At 59.4% G+C, this 18,375-nt stretch carries 18 protein-coding genes; 6 read left to right on the plus strand and 12 right to left on the minus strand.

The features are described from left to right. Nucleotides 1–9: 9 nt before the first annotated feature. The 7 genes from AC1RN6_RS05505 to AC1RN6_RS05535 all read right to left on the minus strand — a co-directional run bounded on the left by AC1RN6_RS05505 (nucleotide 10) and on the right by AC1RN6_RS05535 (nucleotide 7,677). Nucleotides 10–1,509 (minus strand): M81 family metallopeptidase, encoded by a 1,500-nt coding sequence (locus AC1RN6_RS05505; RefSeq protein WP_493003688.1) that lies wholly within the window; start codon nucleotides 1,507–1,509, stop codon nucleotides 10–12. 24 nt (nucleotides 1,510–1,533) lie between these two features. After that, nucleotides 1,534–2,790 (minus strand): Zn-dependent hydrolase, encoded by a 1,257-nt coding sequence (locus tag AC1RN6_RS05510; protein ID WP_493003690.1) that lies wholly within the window; start codon nucleotides 2,788–2,790, stop codon nucleotides 1,534–1,536. Nucleotides 2,791–2,904: 114 nt separating this feature from the next. Then, entirely contained in the window at nucleotides 2,905–3,609 is a 705-nt protein-coding gene (locus tag AC1RN6_RS05515) for an ABC transporter ATP-binding protein (protein WP_493003692.1), read from the minus strand. After that, on the minus strand, nucleotides 3,606–4,400 hold the full coding sequence (locus AC1RN6_RS05520) for an ABC transporter ATP-binding protein (RefSeq protein WP_493003693.1): 795 nt from the start codon (nucleotides 4,398–4,400) through the stop codon (nucleotides 3,606–3,608). Before AC1RN6_RS05520 ends, AC1RN6_RS05515 begins: the two co-directional genes overlap by 4 nt. Continuing rightward, nucleotides 4,400–5,392, minus strand: a complete 993-nt coding sequence (locus AC1RN6_RS05525) for a branched-chain amino acid ABC transporter permease (protein WP_493003695.1) — start codon at nucleotides 5,390–5,392, stop codon at nucleotides 4,400–4,402. The genes AC1RN6_RS05520 and AC1RN6_RS05525 overlap by 1 nt, the downstream gene beginning before the upstream one ends. Before the next feature lie 10 nt (nucleotides 5,393–5,402). Next, the gene (locus AC1RN6_RS05530) at nucleotides 5,403–6,263 is read right to left on the minus strand and encodes a branched-chain amino acid ABC transporter permease (RefSeq protein ID WP_493003697.1); all 861 of its coding nucleotides are present in this window, start codon (nucleotides 6,261–6,263) and stop codon (nucleotides 5,403–5,405) included. A 220-nt stretch (nucleotides 6,264–6,483) separates the two neighbouring features. Further along, a complete protein-coding gene (locus tag AC1RN6_RS05535; RefSeq protein ID WP_493004724.1) occupies nucleotides 6,484–7,677 on the minus strand; it encodes an ABC transporter substrate-binding protein in 1,194 nt (397 codons plus the stop codon). 97 nt (nucleotides 7,678–7,774) lie between these two features. On the opposite strand from AC1RN6_RS05535, the gene AC1RN6_RS05540 reads away from it, so the two are divergent. Then, a complete protein-coding gene (locus AC1RN6_RS05540; protein WP_493003699.1) occupies nucleotides 7,775–8,050 on the plus strand; it encodes a hypothetical protein in 276 nt (91 codons plus the stop codon). A 236-nt stretch (nucleotides 8,051–8,286) separates the two neighbouring features. On the opposite strand, the gene AC1RN6_RS05545 is transcribed toward AC1RN6_RS05540, so the two are convergent. Further along, nucleotides 8,287–9,780, minus strand: a complete 1,494-nt coding sequence (locus AC1RN6_RS05545) for a CoA-acylating methylmalonate-semialdehyde dehydrogenase (protein WP_493003701.1) — start codon at nucleotides 9,778–9,780, stop codon at nucleotides 8,287–8,289. A 21-nt stretch (nucleotides 9,781–9,801) separates the two neighbouring features. Further along, nucleotides 9,802–11,124 (minus strand): omega-aminotransferase AptA, encoded by a 1,323-nt coding sequence (gene aptA / locus AC1RN6_RS05550; RefSeq protein ID WP_493003702.1) that lies wholly within the window; start codon nucleotides 11,122–11,124, stop codon nucleotides 9,802–9,804. 237 nt (nucleotides 11,125–11,361) lie between these two features. Here aptA and AC1RN6_RS05555 point away from each other — a divergent pair, with 237 nt between their 5' ends. Then, nucleotides 11,362–12,780, plus strand: coding sequence for an aminotransferase-like domain-containing protein (locus tag AC1RN6_RS05555; protein ID WP_493003704.1), 1,419 nt, complete (start codon nucleotides 11,362–11,364; stop codon nucleotides 12,778–12,780). A gap of 42 nt (nucleotides 12,781–12,822) precedes the next feature. Next, a complete protein-coding gene (locus AC1RN6_RS05560; protein ID WP_493003705.1) occupies nucleotides 12,823–13,479 on the plus strand; it encodes an HAD family hydrolase in 657 nt (218 codons plus the stop codon). A gap of 6 nt (nucleotides 13,480–13,485) precedes the next feature. Here AC1RN6_RS05560 and AC1RN6_RS05565 read toward each other — a convergent pair whose 3' ends face one another. Both AC1RN6_RS05565 and AC1RN6_RS05570 read right to left on the minus strand, forming a co-directional pair. Then, a complete protein-coding gene (locus AC1RN6_RS05565) occupies nucleotides 13,486–14,151 on the minus strand; it encodes a DsbA family protein (RefSeq protein WP_493003706.1) in 666 nt (221 codons plus the stop codon). Nucleotides 14,152–14,263: 112 nt separating this feature from the next. Beyond that, on the minus strand, nucleotides 14,264–15,178 hold the full coding sequence (locus AC1RN6_RS05570) for an MBL fold metallo-hydrolase (RefSeq protein ID WP_493003707.1): 915 nt from the start codon (nucleotides 15,176–15,178) through the stop codon (nucleotides 14,264–14,266). Between the two features lie 131 nt (nucleotides 15,179–15,309). Between AC1RN6_RS05570 and AC1RN6_RS05575 the strand changes: the two genes are divergently transcribed. After that, the gene (locus AC1RN6_RS05575) at nucleotides 15,310–16,209 is read left to right on the plus strand and encodes a LysR family transcriptional regulator (RefSeq protein WP_493003709.1); all 900 of its coding nucleotides are present in this window, start codon (nucleotides 15,310–15,312) and stop codon (nucleotides 16,207–16,209) included. Nucleotides 16,210–16,217: 8 nt separating this feature from the next. Here AC1RN6_RS05575 and AC1RN6_RS05580 read toward each other — a convergent pair whose 3' ends face one another. Next, the gene (locus tag AC1RN6_RS05580; protein ID WP_050479316.1) at nucleotides 16,218–16,778 is read right to left on the minus strand and encodes a PAS and helix-turn-helix domain-containing protein; all 561 of its coding nucleotides are present in this window, start codon (nucleotides 16,776–16,778) and stop codon (nucleotides 16,218–16,220) included. Nucleotides 16,779–16,938: 160 nt separating this feature from the next. On the opposite strand from AC1RN6_RS05580, the gene AC1RN6_RS05585 reads away from it, so the two are divergent. Then, nucleotides 16,939–17,643 (plus strand): CoA transferase subunit A, encoded by a 705-nt coding sequence (locus AC1RN6_RS05585; RefSeq protein WP_493003711.1) that lies wholly within the window; start codon nucleotides 16,939–16,941, stop codon nucleotides 17,641–17,643. Nucleotides 17,644–17,655: 12 nt separating this feature from the next. Further along, complete coding sequence (locus AC1RN6_RS05590) at nucleotides 17,656–18,306, plus strand: 3-oxoacid CoA-transferase subunit B (protein WP_493003713.1); 651 nt, start codon at nucleotides 17,656–17,658, stop codon at nucleotides 18,304–18,306. The last annotated feature ends 69 nt before the right edge of the window (nucleotides 18,307–18,375 follow it).

An 18,375-nucleotide genomic window follows, 5' to 3' on the forward strand; every position in this document is an offset into this window, starting at 1 on the left:
CTCAGGCCGTCAGACCGGTGCCGGCGTGGCAGCGTCGAGCGGATAGACCGGACGGCGCACCTTGCGAATCGGAAACAGATCAAAGTTCGAACTGGTCGGTCCGCCGCTGTCGGAATCACACTCTTCCAATCCCTTGCTGATCGGCACGAACACCGGACGGCAATACATGCGCGATTTCAGAATGACGTAATCCATCGTTGCCGGATCCAGGCCGAGGCTGGTGAACACGCCGAGGTCATACGGTTCGACGCGCTCTTCGGTGATCACGATTTTCGCTGCGCCGGTGTCGAACAGCACGCTGTTGCCCATGTTGATGGCCGAGCCGGTATAGATCGGGCCGGACACGCGGAACAGGCCGTCGGTGATCGCCACAACTTTGCCCGTCAGCTGCAGCGGCGTCTTGGTGATGCCTTGCTGGGTCAGCGCGACCTTATTGCCGACCGCCAGCGTGACCGTACCGCCCACGCCGGCTTTCAGCAATTGCGCGACCGCTTCCGGATCGCTGATCGGGCCGGCGGCGATACCGCTCATGCCTTCCGCCAGCGCCGCTTCCAGTACGTCCATAGTGTTGCAGGTGCCGCCCGACATGACGTTGTCGCTGTGATCCAGCAGCAGCACCGGACCCTTGCCCGAACCTGCCGCCATCTCGCGCGCATGCGCCAGCGATTGGCGCAGCGGTTGGCTGTCATAGACGAAATCGTCGCGTTCGGCCCAGATCTGTTTTGCAATCGTGTCGGCGACGCTTTGCGCGAGCGCTGCATCGTTGTCGGTCACCACCACCACCGACATGCCCGCATCGCGGAAATCGGACAATGGAAAACCAGCCAGCACCGATACCGCCAGCACGCCGGCTTGTTTTTCGGCGAGCTTGGCTTGTTCCACCGCACGCAGCATGGCCGATGCGGAAGTATTGCTGGTCAGCGTCGCCGACAGCAGCGGTACTTGCCGCCAGCCGGTGACCGGACGCGATTTTTCCTGCAGCAATTCCACCAGCAGGCGGCCGGCGTGCTCGCCGGTTTCGTACATGTCGATATGCGGATAGGTCTTGAAGCTGACGATGACGTCGGCGTTGTCGACCATCTTTTGCGTGACGTTGCCATGCAGGTCGAGCGCTACGCACATCGGGACGTGCGGCGCGATTTTGCGGATGCGTTCGAGCAGCGTGCCTTCGCCGTCGTCGGCGTTTTCCGCCACCATGGCGCCGTGCAGATCCAGCATGATGGCGTCGCAGCCGCCTTCGATGGCACGCACGATGGCATCGGTCATCAGCGTATAGGCATCAGCGGCCACGGTTGCGCTCGGGTTGGCGGTCGCGGCCAGCGGCGTGACGATGGAAGCCGACATGCCGTCGGCGATATCGAGGAAAGCGCCCATCGCGGTGCGCGCGCCTTTCTGGTCCTGATAAGCGGCGCCATCCCATTGCGGCGCGAAGGCTTCCAGCGGCGTCGGGATCGGCGAGAAGGTATTGGTCTCGTGGTTCAGACGGGCGATAACGATTTTCAACGGCATGACTATTCCTTGCGGGTTCTTCAATCAGGAGACGACTTTTGCGCTGGCGAGCATGGCGTGCAACAGAACGTTCGCTCCGGCTTCCAGATGTTCCGGTTTTGCGTCTTCGATTTCGTTGTGGCTGACGCCGTCCTTGCACGGCACGAAGATCATGCCGGCCGGCGCCAGGCGGGCCGCGTAAATCGCATCGTGACCGGCGCCGGAGACGACGTCCATCGTGGCGTAACCGAGCATCGCCGACGCGTTGCGGACTTCACCCACGCAGTCAGGATGGAAAGGGCAGGGCGGGAAATAAGACACGCGCTCCAGCTCGATCTTCAGGCCGGTCTTCTGGCGGGTTTGCTCCAGATAGGCCAGCAAGTCTTCGTGCATCTGATTCAGCGTCTCGTCGCTGACGTTGCGCAGGTCGATGGAAAATTTCACCTGGCCCGGGATCACGTTGCGGCTGTTCGGCATTACCTGTACCTGACCGACTGTGCCGCGGCCGTAAGGCGGGTAGCGATTCGCGATCGCCACGACTTCCTGCATGATGTAGGTCGACACTTGCAGCGCATCCTTGCGGATTTCCATCGGCGTCGGACCGGCGTGCGATTCAAAACCGGTGACCGTGCAGTCGTACCATGACAGGCCGAGCACCGCCGGCACCACGCCGATGACGGTGTCGGCGTTTTCCAGTACCGGACCTTGCTCAATGTGCGCTTCGTAATACGCGCCGATCGGATGGTCGCCGCACTTCTGTTCGCCGATGTAGCCGATGCGTGTCAGCTCGTCTTTCACATTCTTGCCGTCGACGTCGGTCGCGCTGTAAGCATGCTCCAGCGTGAAGGCGCCGCAGAACACGCCTGAACCCATCATCACCGGCACGAAGCGCGAACCTTCTTCGTTGGTCCACACCGCGACTTCGATCGGTGCTTCGGTCTGGATGTTGTGCTGATTCAGCGTGCGGATCACTTCCATGCCGGCCAGCACGCCATAGTTGCCGTCGAACTTGCCGCCGGTCGGCTGCGTGTCGATGTGCGAGCCGGTGACTACCGGCGGCAGATCATTGTTGCGGCCGGCGCGGCGCATGAAGATGTTGCCGATCTGGTCGACGACGACGCTCATGCCTTCTTGTTTCGCCCAGCTGCTGACGAGGTCGCGGCCTTGCTTGTCGAGGTCGGTCAGCGCCAGACGGCAGACGCCGCCCTTCGGCGTCGCGCCGATTGCGCCGAGATCCATCAGCGAGTTCCACAGGCGTTTGCCGTCGATGCGTAAATTGGTGATGCTGGTTTTCATGTCCATGATGACTCCGTCAAATTCGGTTTGTACTGCGACTCGTGCTCGGCTTAAGCCGCGAGAATTAAGCAGTTAAATTTAAGCAGTTAAATTTAAGCAGTTAAATTTAAGCAGTTAAGTTTAAGCAGCAAGATTTACGCCAAGATAGCGGTCTTTTGCGCTGTCGTCGGCGAGAAATTCCGCATTGGTCGCGCTATAGGCGATGCGTCCCTGCTCCACAATGTAATGCCGATCCGCCAACTGCGTGCAGACCTCCAGATTTTGCTCGACCAGGATGATCGACATGCCGGTTGCCTTGATCAGTTTGATCTGCGCGACGATCTCGTCGACGATCACCGGCGCCAGCCCCTCAACCGGCTCATCCAGCATCAGCACCTTGGGATGCGTCATCAGTGCGCGCGCAATCGCCAGCATCTGCTGTTCGCCGCCGGACAACTGGCCGCCGCCGTTCTTGCGGCGTTCTTTCAGGCGCGGGAAGATCTTGTACACGTCTTCCAGGCCCCAGGCCGAATCCTTGCGCGCCGCCATGGTCAGGTTTTCTTCCACCGTCAGCAGCTTGAAGATGCCGCGATGTTCCGGCACCAGGCAGACGCCGCGTGAGGCGATCTTATAAGCCGGCAGGCCGGCGACGTTATTGCCTTCGAACATGACCTTGCCCTGGCGCGGTTCGACCACGCCGACGATACTTTTCAGGGTCGTGCTCTTGCCGGCGCCGTTGCGGCCCAGCAGCGTGATCACTTCGCCGGCGGCGACCTGCAGCGACACGCCTTGCAGGATGTGGCTCTTGCCGTAATAGCTGTGGATGTCTTGTACGTTGAGGATCATGTTGTTTCTCCTGCCTTCGTCTCAGCTTTCTTGCCGCCGGTAATCATGCTGCCCAGATAAGCACGGCGCACGCGTTCATCGTTGCGGATGTCGTTGGGTTTGCCCTGCGCCAGAATCTGCCCCTGCTGCATCACGGTGATGCTGTCGGAGATGTCCATCACGATGTCCATGTTGTGTTCGATCAGCACCACGGTGTAGTTGTCGCGCAGGCTGTGGATCAGCTTCTTCATGTCGGCGATGTCGTCGATGCCCATGCCCGAAGTCGGCTCATCGAGGAAGATTACTTTCGGTTGACCCGCCATCGCCATGCCGACTTCCAGACGGCGTTGCTGGCCGTGCGAGAGTTCGGAGGAGAGACGGTCGGTGACGCCTTGCAGATTCAAACGCACCACCAGCTGCTCGGCAATGTCGCAGGCCTGACGCAGCAACTCGGGCCGCTTCCACGGATTGAGCGCTTGCGCCGGCCGTGTGCCTTGCGCCGCCAATCGCAGGTTTTCACGCACGCTCAGATTGGGAAACAAACTGGTCACCTGGAACGAACGCGCCAGACCCTTGCGCACGCGCTTGTAACCGGGCAGGTGCGACACTTCTTCACCTTCCACCAGAATGCTGCCTTCGGTAATCGGCGTGGTGCCGGTCAGCGTGTGGAACAGCGTGGTCTTGCCGGCGCCGTTAGGCCCGATGACGGAATGCACCGTGCCCGGCAGGATATCCAGCGTGATGTTGTTGACGGCGGTGAACTTGCCGTAGCGCTTGGTCACGTTCACCGCTTTGAGGATGGGCGTACTCATCAATGGCTCTCCTTGGCGATGTCGGTACTCACACGGGTTTTCGTACCGGGGCGCAGACGTTGCAGCAGCGATTGCGCAAGACCGTACAAACCCTTGTGCATGTACAGGCTCACGCCGATCAACAGGAAGCCAAGCAGCATCAGCCAGCGCGGCCACAGCGTCGACAGCCAGTTGCCGACCAGCACGTAGAAGGACGCGCCCAGCACCGAGGCAAACAGATTGCCGGTGCCGCCGATCACGGTCATGATCAGGATCGATTCGCTGGTGTGGTATTCGATGTTGGACAGCGGCGCGACGCCGGTCATCATCGCGTGCAAGCCGCCCGCCAGTCCGGTCACTGCGCCCGAGATGACGAAAGCCGCAAGCTTCAGCAAGGTCACGTCGTAGCCTACTGCGGAAGCGCGCGCCTCGTTGTCGCGCACCGCCAGCAGGGTACGGCCCAGCACCGAATCCACCACGCGCTGCAACAGCCAGAAAACCACTACGAACAGGATCGCGACGAAGCTGTAGTACTGCCACGACGAAGTGGTCGGCAACAGCGTATGGCCGAACACCGACAGGTTGGGACGTGGAATGTCGAGCAAGCCGTTGTCGCCGCCGGTGATGTCCTTCATCGTATAAGCGAGGAAGTAGAACATCTGTGCAAACGCCAGCGTCAGCATGACGAAGTAAGTACCCTTCTGGCGAATCGAAAACCAGCCGACCAGCAGCGCAATCAGTCCGCCGATGACGGCGGCGATCAGCAGGGAGATCAGCAGCGGCGCTTTCAGGTGCAGCAGCGCCAGGCCGGTGGCATAACTGCCGATGCCGAAGAAAATCCCCTGGCCGAACGACATCAGGCCGGTATAACCCAGCAGCAGATTGCAGCCGAGTGCGGCCAGCGCGTAGATCAATACTTCGGTCGCCAGCGTGCCGGAGCCGACGCACAGCGGCAGCAGCAAGACCACAGCAATGGCCAGCAGCGTAAAGCGGAAATGAGCGATATGTTTCATGACGGTCTCCTCAGCTGGCGCGGCCGAGCAGGCCGTTGGGACGCAGCAGCATGACCGCCGCCATCGCCACATAAATCATCAGATGCGCGCCTTCCGACCACACCGTACTCATCACGCTTTGCACAATGCCGACCAGAATGCCGCCCACCAGTGCACCGGAAAAACTGCCGAGGCCACCGATCACCACCACTACGAATGCAATGCCCAGAGCCTCTACGCCCATGAACGGTTCGACGCCGCGAATCGGCGCTGCCAGTGCGCCCGCAAGACCCGCAGTGAACGCGCCGAGTGCAAACACCAGACTGAAGATGCGATCGATGTTCAAGCCCAGCAGCGACACCATTTCCGTCGATTCGCTACCCGCACGAACGATGGAGCCGAGACGCGTGCCTTCAAGAATCCACCACAACAGCAGCGCCATCACGGCAGTGAAAGCGATCACGAACAAACGGTATTTGGGATACACGAAACCACCGGCCATGACCACGCCCTGCAGCAGATCCGGCGGCGAAATATTGTTGCCAAGCGGGCCCCAGTAAGAGATCACGGCCTCTTGCAATACCAGTGCAAGACCGACAGTGAACAGAATATGAAAGTGATGCGGCAGCGCATAAATGTGGCGCAATACAAAGCGCTCGACCAGAAAAGCGAATACACCGACAACGAGCGGAGCGATCAGCAACGACCACCAGAAATTGATGCCCATTTCGCCAAGCTGGAAGCAGAAATAAGCACCCAGCAAGAAAAACGCGCCATGCGAAAAATTGACGAAACGCAGCAGGCCGAACACGATGGACAAGCCCACCGCCAGCAGGAAATACAGCATGCCGATGCCGACGCCGTTGGCAATTTGCAGCAGATAGATATTCATGAAACCTCAATACGTTGAGAAACGTTAGCGACGACTTTATATGTGATTTATCCAAGATCTTTTATGAGCAATCACAGTCGTCGACCTGTTCCTGATCCGTAGCGAGAAGCCGTCAGCCGGTAGCGACCGGAGCGGAAGAACCGGAGTGTACTTGGGTACACGAGGATTCTGAGCACCGTACGCTGCCGGATCACGGCTTCGCAATTGGATCAGGGACAGGTCAGCCCAGCTTGCACATGGTTTTGTCGAGTGCCAGGAAAGATTTTCCAGACGAGATGATGTCTGCATAGTCGTTCTTGTTGCGCATCTTCGACTTTGCCTTGCCCTTGAGCAGGTAGTAGTTCTTGATGACCTGATGATCGCCCTTGCGGATTTCTTCGGTGCCGGTCAGGCCTTCGTACTTCATGCCTTCCATTGCCGCGATGACTGCTTTCGGATCGGTGCTGTTGGCCTTGATGATGGCGTCCAGAACGATCTTGGTACAGATGTAGGAACCGGCCAGGCTGTAGTTCGGGTCGATCTTCAGCGAATCGTTGACCGTTTTGACGAATTCCTTGTTGAACGGCGCATCGATGGCGTGCCAGTATTGCGCGCCGAAGTAGACGCCGTCGCAGATGTCCGCGCCCAGTGTTTCGAACTGTTCCAGACCCGAAGCCCAGGCCATCAGGATGGTGCAGTTGTTCTTCATGCCGAAGCTGACTGCCTGGCGCAGCGTGTCCGACGATTGCGAACCGAAATTCAACAATAACAGGACGTCCGGCTTGGCGGCCATGGCGTTGGTGAGGTAGCCGCTGAACTCTTTTTCGGCCAGCGAGTGGTAGCTGTTGCCGACGTGTTCGATACCTTTTTCTTTGAAGATCGCTTTGGCTGCGCTCAGCAAACCGTCACCGAAAACATATTGCGGCGTGATGGTGTACCAGCGCTTGGCGTTTGGCATTTTTTCCAGTAGCGGACGCACGGTCTGCTCGATCGCACCGAAGGTCGGCACCGACCAGCGGAAAGTAGCGCGGTTGCAATCGCTGCCGGTGATTTCATCGGCGCCCGCGGTGGTGATGAAAATACTGCCGCCTTTTTCCGCTTCCTTGCCCATCGCCAGCGCTTCGCCGGAGAGAATGCCGCCTGCGAAAAAGCGCGTGCCTTTTTCCATCGTCTCTTGCATCTTGCGGACCGCAGTCGCCGGTTTTCCTTCCGTATCCAGCGTGGTGTAGCTCAGGTTCTTGCCGAGCACCTTGCCGTATTTTTGCAGCACCAGCTTCATGCCCATGTCGGCGTATTTTCCGTTCGCGGCAAACGGGCCGGACATCGGAACAGGGCAACCGAACTGAATTGCATCGGCTTGTGCGAATACATCGGTGTAGGACAGTGCACCTGGTGCAGCGAGTGCGGACAGCTTGAGAAAATCACGACGATTCATCATATTCACATCTCCAAAAATGACTGTGCATTGAAAGGGTTAAATCAATCTGTTGTGACGCAAGTTCTGTGCCCGTAACGATAAGAAATTCATCGTCATGGCGAGAGAAAATCTACTGCAGGGACATGTGGAAATGCACCGTGTTTACCTCGGTAAAAACGGTGTGATGATGAAGGTCTCTCGACCTTGCGCGCAGGCGTATGTGTGCGTGCTGCAATACATGATGGCGATGGATCATGTTGCTCCTCCTGGTTTAATGTCTCTGTTTGTTTTTGTACGTCGTTTTTTATTTTTTACTGCCGCGAATGTTGGCATGGTCATGTGTTTTTACATGCCTGCCTTTTGGTTTTTCGCGTTACTGCATGCTACGTGAATTACTTGCTGCGTTGATTTTTCTTTTGATGAATTTAATTCTCCAATTTCGTCAATGTCGGTGCGTTTTCAACATCACTTTGCACCATCAATTTCCGCTACTGCACCAATACTTCACGTCGCGAAATTCAATGTGAAAATCAATAGTGAAAACAGCGACGGCATGAGGTTCGCTCATGCCGTTTTTCTTTCTCAACTCTTCGCTGTTTTCATCGCGCTTTCACATGAACTGCAGACTTATTTCATCTGCGGGAAAGCGAACTCGGCACCGGCGCTGGCGGTGTTCGGCCAACGTTGCATCACGGCTTTGGCGCGTGTGTAAAAACGTACGCCTTCCGGACCGTAGACATGATGGTCGCCGAACAGACTGCGCTTCCATCCGCCGAAACTGCTGAACGCCATCGGCACCGGCAGCGGGACGTTGACGCCGACCATGCCGACTTCGATCTGGCGCACGAACTCGCGCGCTGCGCCGCCGTCGCGGGTGAAGATGGCGACGCCGTTGCCGTATTCGTGGTTGTTGATCAGCTCGACGGCGGTGGCGACATCTGGTGCGCGCAACACGCACAGCACCGGTCCGAAAATTTCTTCCTTGTAGATGGTCATCTCAGGCGTGACGTGATCGAACAAGGTGCCGCCGACGAAGAAGCCGTTTTCACGGCCAGGCACCTTGAAACCGCGGCCGTCGACAACCAGCTTCGCGCCTTCTTCGACACCTTTGCCGATCAGACCTTCGATGCGTGCTTTCGCCGCAGCGGTGACGACCGGGCCCATCTCGGCATCTTTTTCCATGCCGTCGTTGATCTTCAGATTGCGTGTGCGTTCGGCCAATGCAGCGACCAGCTTGTCGCCGGCGTCGCCGACTGCAACCGCCACCGAGATCGCCATGCAGCGTTCGCCCGCGGAACCATAGGCCGCGCCGATCAATGCATCGACCGCGACTTGCATGTCAGCGTCGGGCATGACCACCATGTGATTCTTGGCGCCGCCCAACGCTTGCACGCGCTTACCCTTGGCACTGCCGCGCGCATAGATGTATTCGGCAATCGGCGTCGAGCCGACGAAGCTGATGGCTTTGACTTTCGGATGGTCGAGCAGCGCATCGACGGTAACTTTATCGCCCTGGATCACGCTGAAGACACCGTCCGGCAGGCCGGCTTGCTGCAGCAGTTCTGCGATCAGGAGCGACGCCGACGGATCGCGTTCGGACGGTTTGAGAATGAAGCAGTTGCCGCAGGCCAGCGCGATCGGAAACATCCACATCGGCACCATGGCGGGGAAATTGAACGGCGTGATGCCGGCCACCACGCCCAGCGCCTGGCGCATCGACCAGGCGTCGATGCCGCGTGCGATCTGGTCGGTGTATTCGCCCTTGAGCATTTGCGGAATGCCGACCGCATATTCGACCACTTCAATGCCGCGCGCGACTTCGCCTTGCGCATCGGAAAAAGTCTTGCCGTGTTCGCGGGTGAGGATGGCGGCGAAGTCGTCGGCGTGTTGCTGGATCAGTTGCAAAAACTTGAACAGCACGCGCGCACGCGTCAGCGGCGGCGTGTTGGACCATGCAGGGAAAGCGGCGGCTGCGCTGGCGACTGCGCTGTCAACTTCTTCTGCCGTGCCCAGTGCGACGCGCGCCACCGGCACGCCCAATGCAGGATTGAATACATCGGCATAGCGGTCGCTGCTAGTGTCGACGCGGCGTCCACCGATGAAGTGAGTAATTTTTTCCATGTTGTATTGATGTACTTTCGATTAATCCAGGGTCTTCAAAATCGCAGCGAGCTTGCCGAACAGTTCGTCGATGTGTTTCTTCTCGATGACCAGCGGCGGCGACAAGGCGATGATGTCGCCGGTCACGCGGATCAGGATGCCGTCGTTGAAGGCGCGGCGGAAGGCGTCATAGGCGCGTGCGCCCGGCTTGCCCGGAATCGACGACAGCTCAATGCCGGCAATCATGCCGATGGTGCGGATATCGATGACGTTCGGCAGGCCGCGCAGCGAATGCGCCGCTTCCTGGAAGTAGTCGGCGACGCTCTGGGCGTGTTCGAGGATGCCGTCCTGTTCGAAAATGTCGAGCGAGGCCAGGCCGGCGGCGCAGGCCAGCGGGTGGCCGGAATAGGTATAGCCGTGGAACAGTTCGATGCCGTCCGGACCTTGCATGAACGCGTCATGCACGTGCGGTTTGACGAACACCGCGCCCATCGGCACCACGCCGTTGGTCAGGCCCTTGGCTGTAGTGAACAGATCCGGCTCGACGTCGAAGTAGTCCGATGCGAATGGGGTGCCGAGGCGGCCGAAGCCGGTGATGACTTCATCGAAAATCAGCAGGATGCCGTGCTTGGTGCACAGCTCGCGCAGGCGTTTGAGGTAGCCCTTGGGCGGAATCAGTACGCCGGTGGAGCCGGCGACCGGCTCGACGATGACGGCGGCGATGTTGGACGCGTCATGCAGCGCGACCAGGCGTTCCAGCTCGTCGGCCAGGTGCGTGCCGTATTCAGGTTCGCCCTTGGTGAAGGCGTTCTTTTCCGGGTTGTGCGTGTGCGGCAGGTGATCGACGCCTTGCAGCAGCGCCGAGTTGAAGGTCTTGCGATTGCCGCCGATGCCACCGACCGACATGCCGCCGAAACCGACGCCATGGTAGCCGCGCTCGCGGCCGATCAGGCGGGTGCGGGTGGCGTCGCCGCGTACGCGGTGATACGCCAGAGCAATTTTCAGGGCGGTGTCGACCGCTTCCGAGCCGGAGCCGGTGTAGAACACTTGCGAAAAACGGTTGCCGGTGTATTGCTTCAGGCGTTCGGCCAGCTCGAACGCCATCGGATGGCCGAGCTGGAAGGACGGCGCATAGTCCAGCGTCGCCACGGCCTTTTGCACGGCGGAGACGATCTTCGGCTGCGCGTGGCCCAGCGGTACGCACCACAGGCCGGCGGTGCCGTCGAGGATCGCGTTGCCGGCGTCGTCGCGGTAATACATGCCTTCGGCTGAGACCAGCATGCGCGGGCTGGCCTTGAAGTTGCGGTTGGCCGTATAGGGCATCCAGTAAGCGGACAGGTCGGAAGAGGACAGTGGTTTGTTCATTTCAGGCGCACCTTGAAGGGTTGACGAAACAAGAGTTAACGAAACGGGAATGGATGGACGATCGATGGAATGATCAATGAGACGATTATTGCGAGACGCGGCCGGTATTGTTAGATACACTTTGGAATTAACTGAAAAACTGTATTGTTTAATTCAACAATCTGTATTGATAACAGTTGTCGGCAAGGCAAGCGCTCAAACGCTCAAGCGCCGGCAACATGCTGTAGCGAGGATAAGATGGCGAAGGCGCAGCGCGAGGCGGTCTACCTGACGCTGGAACGAAACGGCGTGGTGAGGTTGGTCGAGCAAGTGGTGAGCGGATTGGCACAATCGATCGAACAGGGCGGCTTGCGCTCGGGCGAGCGTTTGCCCTCGGTACGCCAGTTTGCCGAATCGCACGGCATCGGCGCATCCACCGTGGTCGAGGCTTACGAGCAACTGGTGGCGCGCGGCCTGCTGGTGGCGCGGCGCGGCGCCGGTTTCTTCATCGCGCCCAAAGGGACCAATATTCCGCCCAGCCTGGCGTTCACGCCGCCGGAGCCGGTCATCGACTCGGCCTGGCTGCTGTCGGAGATGTTTGCCGACGAGCGCGTGCCGATCAAAGCCGGTTGTGGCTGGCTGCCTGGCAAATGGCTCGACGACGAAGGCTTGCATCAGGCTGAACGCCGCATCATCCGTTCACCCGGCGCGCAGCAGGTCGGCTACGGCCATCCCTACGGCTATGCGCCGCTGCGGCAGATCATCTGCCAGTTCCTGGCGAACTGGTCGCTGGAAGTCTCGCTCGATCAGGTGCTGACCTCGCACGGCGCGACGCAGGGCCTGGACCTGATCATCCGCACCATGGTCAAGCGCGGCGACACGGTGCTGGTCGACGATCCCGGTTATTGCAATCTGATCGCCATGCTGAAGATGGCCGACCTCAACGTCATCGGCATTCCGCGCACGCCCACCGGCGTCGATACCGAGATGCTGGAGACGCTGGCGCGCACGCACAAGCCGAAATTGTTTTTCACCACCAGCGTGCTGCACAACCCGACCGGCACTTCCTACACGCCGGCCTGTGCGATGCGCGTGCTGCAGGCGGCCGAACGGCACGGTTTCTGGGTGGTGGAGGACGATATCTTCCGCGAACTGGGCCAGCCGACCGACCCTATGCTGGCGGCGCTCGACGGCTTGCAGCGCGTGATTTACGTCGGCAGTTATTCGAAAACCATCGCGCCGTCGTTGCGCCTCGGCTTCATCGCCTGCCAGCGCGATCTGGCGCGCCAGCTGGTGCATACCAAGATGGTGCTGAGCCTGACCAATTCCGAAATCAACGAACGCCTGGTGCACAGCGTGCTGACCGAAGGCCACCATCGCCGCCACGTCGAGAATCTGGCGGCATCCTTGTTGAATGCGCAATCGCGCGTCAACAGCAAGCTCAGCGAGACCGGTCTGACGCCGTTCACGACGCCGCGCGGCGGTATGTTTTCCTGGGCAAAACTGGATGGTTGCGAACTGAGTGCGCGCGAGATCGCCGATCGCGCGCGGCAGAAAGGCATCTGGCTGGCGCCGGGAGAGTTCTTTCACCTCACGCCGCCGGACGAGCCGTGGTTCCGTTTCAACGTGGCGTATGCGGATGCGCCTGAGCTGTATGAATTTTTCCGCACATTGTGATGTCCAGATCCTTCCATCCACCAATCATTCGATGACTGTCTGATGCAAAAATTTAACTCTGACTATGCAAGTTCGGCCGGCATTCGCGCCGTGGTGTTCGATTTCGGCGGCGTACTGTTCGACTGGAATCCGCTGCACCTGTATCAACAACTGATTCCAGACGCCGCCGAGCGCGAGCATTTCCTGACCAACGTCTGTTCGCCGGACTGGAACATCCGCCAGGACGGCGGCCGTACATTGCAGGAAGGCACCGAATTGCTGGTGGCGCAGCATCCGCAGCATGAGCCGATGATCCGCGCCTTCTACGATCGCTGGACCGAAATGCTGCGCGGCCCGCTGCATGACGGCGTGGAATTGCTGCGTACTTTGCACGAAAAAGAAGTGCCGTTGTTCGGTCTCACCAACTGGTCATCGGAGACCTTTCCGTATGCGCTGGCGAACTACGATTTTCTGCAGATCTTCCGTGACATCGTGGTATCGGGAGCCGAGCAGTGCATCAAGCCGGATGACGTTATCTACCAGATTGCGCTGACGCGTTACGGCAAACATCTGTCCAACCTGAAGCCGTCCGAACTGATCTTCCTCGACGACTCCGCCAAGAACGTGGAGGCGGCGCGGCGCCTCGGCTGGCATGCGATTCATCATGTCGATTGCGCCGAGACGGTGAAGCAGTTGCGCGAGCTTGGTTTGCCTGTGTAAGCAGGTTTAACGACGCGTGTATGCGGCGAGATGTTCGCGCCACGCGTCGGGTTCGCCCAGCCAGCGGCCGGCGTCGAGCATTTCGAAACGGCCGTCCTGCTCCAGCACGAAAGTCGGAAAGCCGTGTCCACCGACCTGCGCCAGCAAGCGGCGGCTGGCGGCGATATGTTGCTGCAATTCTTCCTCGCCGATGCGCCCGTAAGCTTGCGCGAATTCGTCGGCATCCAATCCCAGTTCGACCGCCAGCGCCAGCAGCACATCGTCATCGGCAATGCGTTTGCCTTCCACGTAATGCGCCACTTGCAGACGCGACAGCAGGTCGAGGCCGCGTTCGGCCAACTCTTCTGCGGCCAGAATCGCCCTGATCGGCGGCGCCGAATCGAAGACGGCGGTTTCATCCAGCAACAAGCCGTTGAAGTAGCCGTCGCCGAATGGTTGGCCGGTCAGGCCGGCAATCCGATGGTCGTGCGGCATGACGTAATTGCGTAAAGCCGGGTTGATCTGTTTGCGGTTGGCGCCGGTCATCATGCCGCCGCCATGGCCGATCACCGGCATGACGTTGCGTGCAGCTGCCGCCAGCGGGGCGGCGCCGTAGCACCAGCCGCACAGCGGGTCGTAGATGTAATGCAGCGCAGTAGCGCCGCCGGTGTTGTTGGCGTTGTTGGTGTTCATGATGCGTTCCTTGAAGAGAGATCCCTAATTTAACGCGAATAGCCGGCGCATGTGTGCCGGCTATTCGCTATTCAAGACGAGAACTTTGTTGATGAATTTTTGTTGAATTGCATTACCACTTCATCTCGCCCTTGGCGACCTTGGCGCACAGTTCCAGCACCGAAAGATTGGTCGCGTTGGGATAGCGCGCTTTCATCGCCGCGATCAGTGCGGTGGAGTCGGCTGCCTTTGCGGTTTCCGCATCGAAGGCCTTGATGTAATCGCGGGTGTATTTCACCGACGCGATGGTCATCGGTGCGCCGGCGGCGTAATGGCCGGGGACGACGGTCTTCGGTTTCAGCTTCTCGATGCGCGCCAGCGTGAGCAGCCAGCCCTTGTGCGATTTTTCGCCTTGCGTGTCGGCCATCCAGACGTGTTCGTTGCCGTCGACAACCACACCGCCGACGACTGCCCTGATCGAAGGAATCCAGACGAAGCTGCGCTCCGGCTGTGGTCCGTCGAGACCGATCACTTGCAGCTCCTTGCCTTCCAGCGTCAGCGTATTGCCCTCAAGGACATCCGGCACGATGGTTTGCGCGGGGGCATCGGCGCCCAGCTTCGGTCCCCAGAAGGCCAGCTTGTGGGCGACGGTTTCTTTGATATGCGCCACGGTTTGCGGCGTTGCCAGGATCTTCACGCCGGGATAGGCGGCCTTGATGGTGTCGAGGCCGAAGTAGTAGTCCGGGTCGCCATGGCTGATGTAGACCGCAACCAGTTTCTTGCCGCTGGCACGGATCTTCTCCACGACTTGTTCCGCCTGCGCGCGGCCGAATTGGGCGTCGACCAGAATCGCGTCCTGCTTGCCGGCGACCAGCACCGAGCTGACAGGAAACAGCGCGCTGTCGCCGGGGTTGTAGATATCCAGCTTGAGGGCATCGGCGGACGCGGTTGTTGCAGCGGCGGCGTTGCCGGTGCTGGCGGCGAAGATGCCGACGGCCGCAGCCAATGCCAGCAGCGGACGGGAAATTGTGTGGAAGCGCGAATACATGTTCATCTCTCCGAAAAGGTTTAAGTGCGACGGAGGAAGATTAATGATTTATTTGTTTTGGAAAAACAGCATAATGAAACATAGTTTGTTTCTTAAATCGTGCATATAAACTGAAGCGCCGGGAGGGCGGCATGGATAGATTGACGGCAATGCAGGTATTTGTGAGCGTGGTCGATAGCGGCAGCCAGTCAGCGGCCGCCTTGCAGCTGGACATGTCGCGTCCGGTGATTTCGCGCTATCTGGCGGAGCTGGAAGAGTGGGTCGGCGCACGCCTGCTGCACAGGACCACGCGCCGCCTGAGTCTGACCCCGGCCGGCAATGAGATTCTTGAACGTTGCCGCCAGATGCTTTCTTCCGCGAGCGATCTACAGCATGCCGTCAGCCAGCCGCAGCAGGCGCCGAAGGGCTTGCTGCGCATCACCACGACTACCTCGTTCGGTCCGCAGCTGGCACGCGCTGTCACCGCTTATTGCAAGCGCTATCCTGAGGTCGCGGTCGATCTGATGATGCTGGATCGCACCGTCAATCTGGTGGAAGAGCGCATCGATCTGGCGATTCGCATGACCACGCGCCTCGATCCCAGCCTGATCGCACGCAGGCTGTCGGTGTGCCGTTCGACGATCTGCGCATCTCCGGATTATCTGCGCGTGCACGGCACGCCGAAGAAAGTGGCGGACCTGGCGCTGCACAACTGCCTGACGCATTCCTATGTCGGAAAGAGCCTGTGGGAGTTCGATCACAAGGGCAAGCACAGCTCGGTCGCGGTCAGCGGCAATATCAGCGCCAATGAAGCGATGGTGTTGCTGTCGGCCGCGCTGGCCGGCGCCGGCATTGCGCATCTGCCGGCCTATGCAGCCGCGCCCTACGTGGCTTCGGGAAAACTGGTGGCGCTGCTGCCGCAACATGAACCGACCGTGCTCGATATCTACGGCGTGTACGCGTCGCGCAAGCACATGCCGGCGACCTTGCGCACCATGCTGGATTTTCTGGCGGAGAGATTTACCGGCGAACCGGAATGGGGTGAAGGTTAACGCCGGAGTTATGGCGTAATGCTGAGCAGCTTGTGCACGAGTTCAGACGACGTCGCTGCGCCGAATTTACGCATCAGACGGGCGCGGTGCATTTCTACAGTACGTGGGCTGAGTTCGACCTGGCGTGCGATCAATTTACTTGTCTTGCCTTCCACCAGCAGCGCCGCGATCTCGCGTTCGCGTGGCGTCAGGCCCGGCGCCAGCGGCCGTTTGGCGCTGACGTCTTCGAAGGTCCAGATGCCCGCCGCGTGCGGATCGCCCTGCACCAGCGACGCCCCGGTGACGTGGCACCAGAACATTTCTTCGTTGGCGCGCTTCATGATGCGCTCGTCGGAGTAGAAACCTTTTTCGTTGAGAATCGGCACCAGCCGTACGCCGGTGCGTTCGAATTCATCAGGTGTCGGATACAGCACCATGAATGAGAGCCCCGACAGTTCGCCCGGCGCGTAACCGAACATCTTCGCCAGCGCCAGATTGCTTTGCTGGATGACACGGTTATGCGATACGCACATGCCGATCGGGGCATGCATGAATACTTGTTCGAAGTCGACGAGATGCGAGTTGCTCATTATCCGTTGCTAATTTTTTGTATCGTAAAAATACTGTCAGGAATCCTCAATAATAAGGCCTGGCGGGAGTTCTAGGTATTTTTACCGTATTGTAGGGGCTATGGCAGCAACCTATGATGCCAGCTGACATTTTCAAACTATAAGAATTGAAAGGAGACATGTGAATAAAGTCTATCCCGACGCGTCCAGCGCGTTATCCGGCATCGTCAAGGACGGCCAGACGATTGCGGTCGGCGGCTTCGGCCTGTGCGGCATTCCTGAAGCGCTGATCGCCGCCTTGCGCGACTCCGGCGTACAGAATCTGACGGCCATCTCCAATAACGCCGGCGTTGACGGTTTCGGCCTCGGCCAATTACTCACAACGCGCCAGATCAAGAAGATGATCGCCTCCTATGTGGGTGAAAACAAAGAGTTCGAACGCCAATACCTGGCCGGCGAACTGGAACTGGAATTCACCCCGCAAGGTACGCTGGCAGAAAAGCTGCGAGCAGGCGGCGCCGGCATCCCGGCCTTCTTCACCAAGACCGGTGTCGGCACGCTGGTGGCCGAAGGCAAGGAAATCCGCGACTTCGACGGCGCCAGGTACGTCATGGAGCGCTCTTTGGTCGCCGACATCTCGCTGGTCAAGGCACAGAAGGCCGACAAGGCAGGCAACCTGGTCTTCAACAAGACCGCGCGCAACTTCAATCCCAACGTCGCCATGGCCGGCAAGATCACCATCGTCGAAGTCGAGGAACTGGTCGAAGTCGGCCAGCTCGACCCGGACCAGATTCACACCGCCGGTATCTTCGTGCACCGCATCGTGGTCAACGCCACGCCGGAAAAGCGGATTGAACAACGTACGGTTTCTGCTGCGGCGAAATAAGGAGAAATAATCATGGCATGGACCAGAGACGAAATGGCTGCGCGCGCAGCCAAGGAATTGCAGGACGGTTTTTACGTCAACCTCGGCATCGGCTTGCCGACCTTAGTCGCCAATCACGTTCCCAACAACATTGAAGTCTGGCTGCAATCGGAAAACGGCCTGCTCGGCATCGGCCCCTTCCCGACCGAAGACAAGGTCGACGCCGACCTGATCAACGCCGGCAAACAGACCGTCACCACCATCCCGGGCTCGTCCTTCTTCAGCTCGGCGGACTCGTTCGGCATGATCCGCGGCGGCAAGATCAACATCGCCATCCTGGGCGCGATGCAGGTATCGCAGCAGGGCGACCTGGCCAACTGGATGATTCCAGGCAAGATGGTCAAGGGCATGGGCGGCGCGATGGATCTGGTGGCTGGCGTCGGCCGCGTGGTGGTGCTGATGGAGCACGTTGCCAAAGGCAAGGACGGCAGCATCTCGCAAAAGATTCTCAAGCAATGCAACCTGCCGCTGACCGGCGTGGGCGTGGTCAATCGCATCATCACCGATCTGGGTGTGATCGATGTGACGCCGGCGGGGTTGAAGCTGATTGAACTGGCGACGGGCGTGACCAAGGAAGAGGTGATCGCCAATACCGAGGCGGAGCTCGACGTCAGCGCGGTGTAGTCAACAAAGTTGTTCTGCGTTCTCTTCGGAGAGCGGACGGTACAGGGGTCGAAGCCTGTGCCGTTTTTT

This window comes from Herbaspirillum sp. GW822-FHT03A08 (assembly GCF_058801885.1).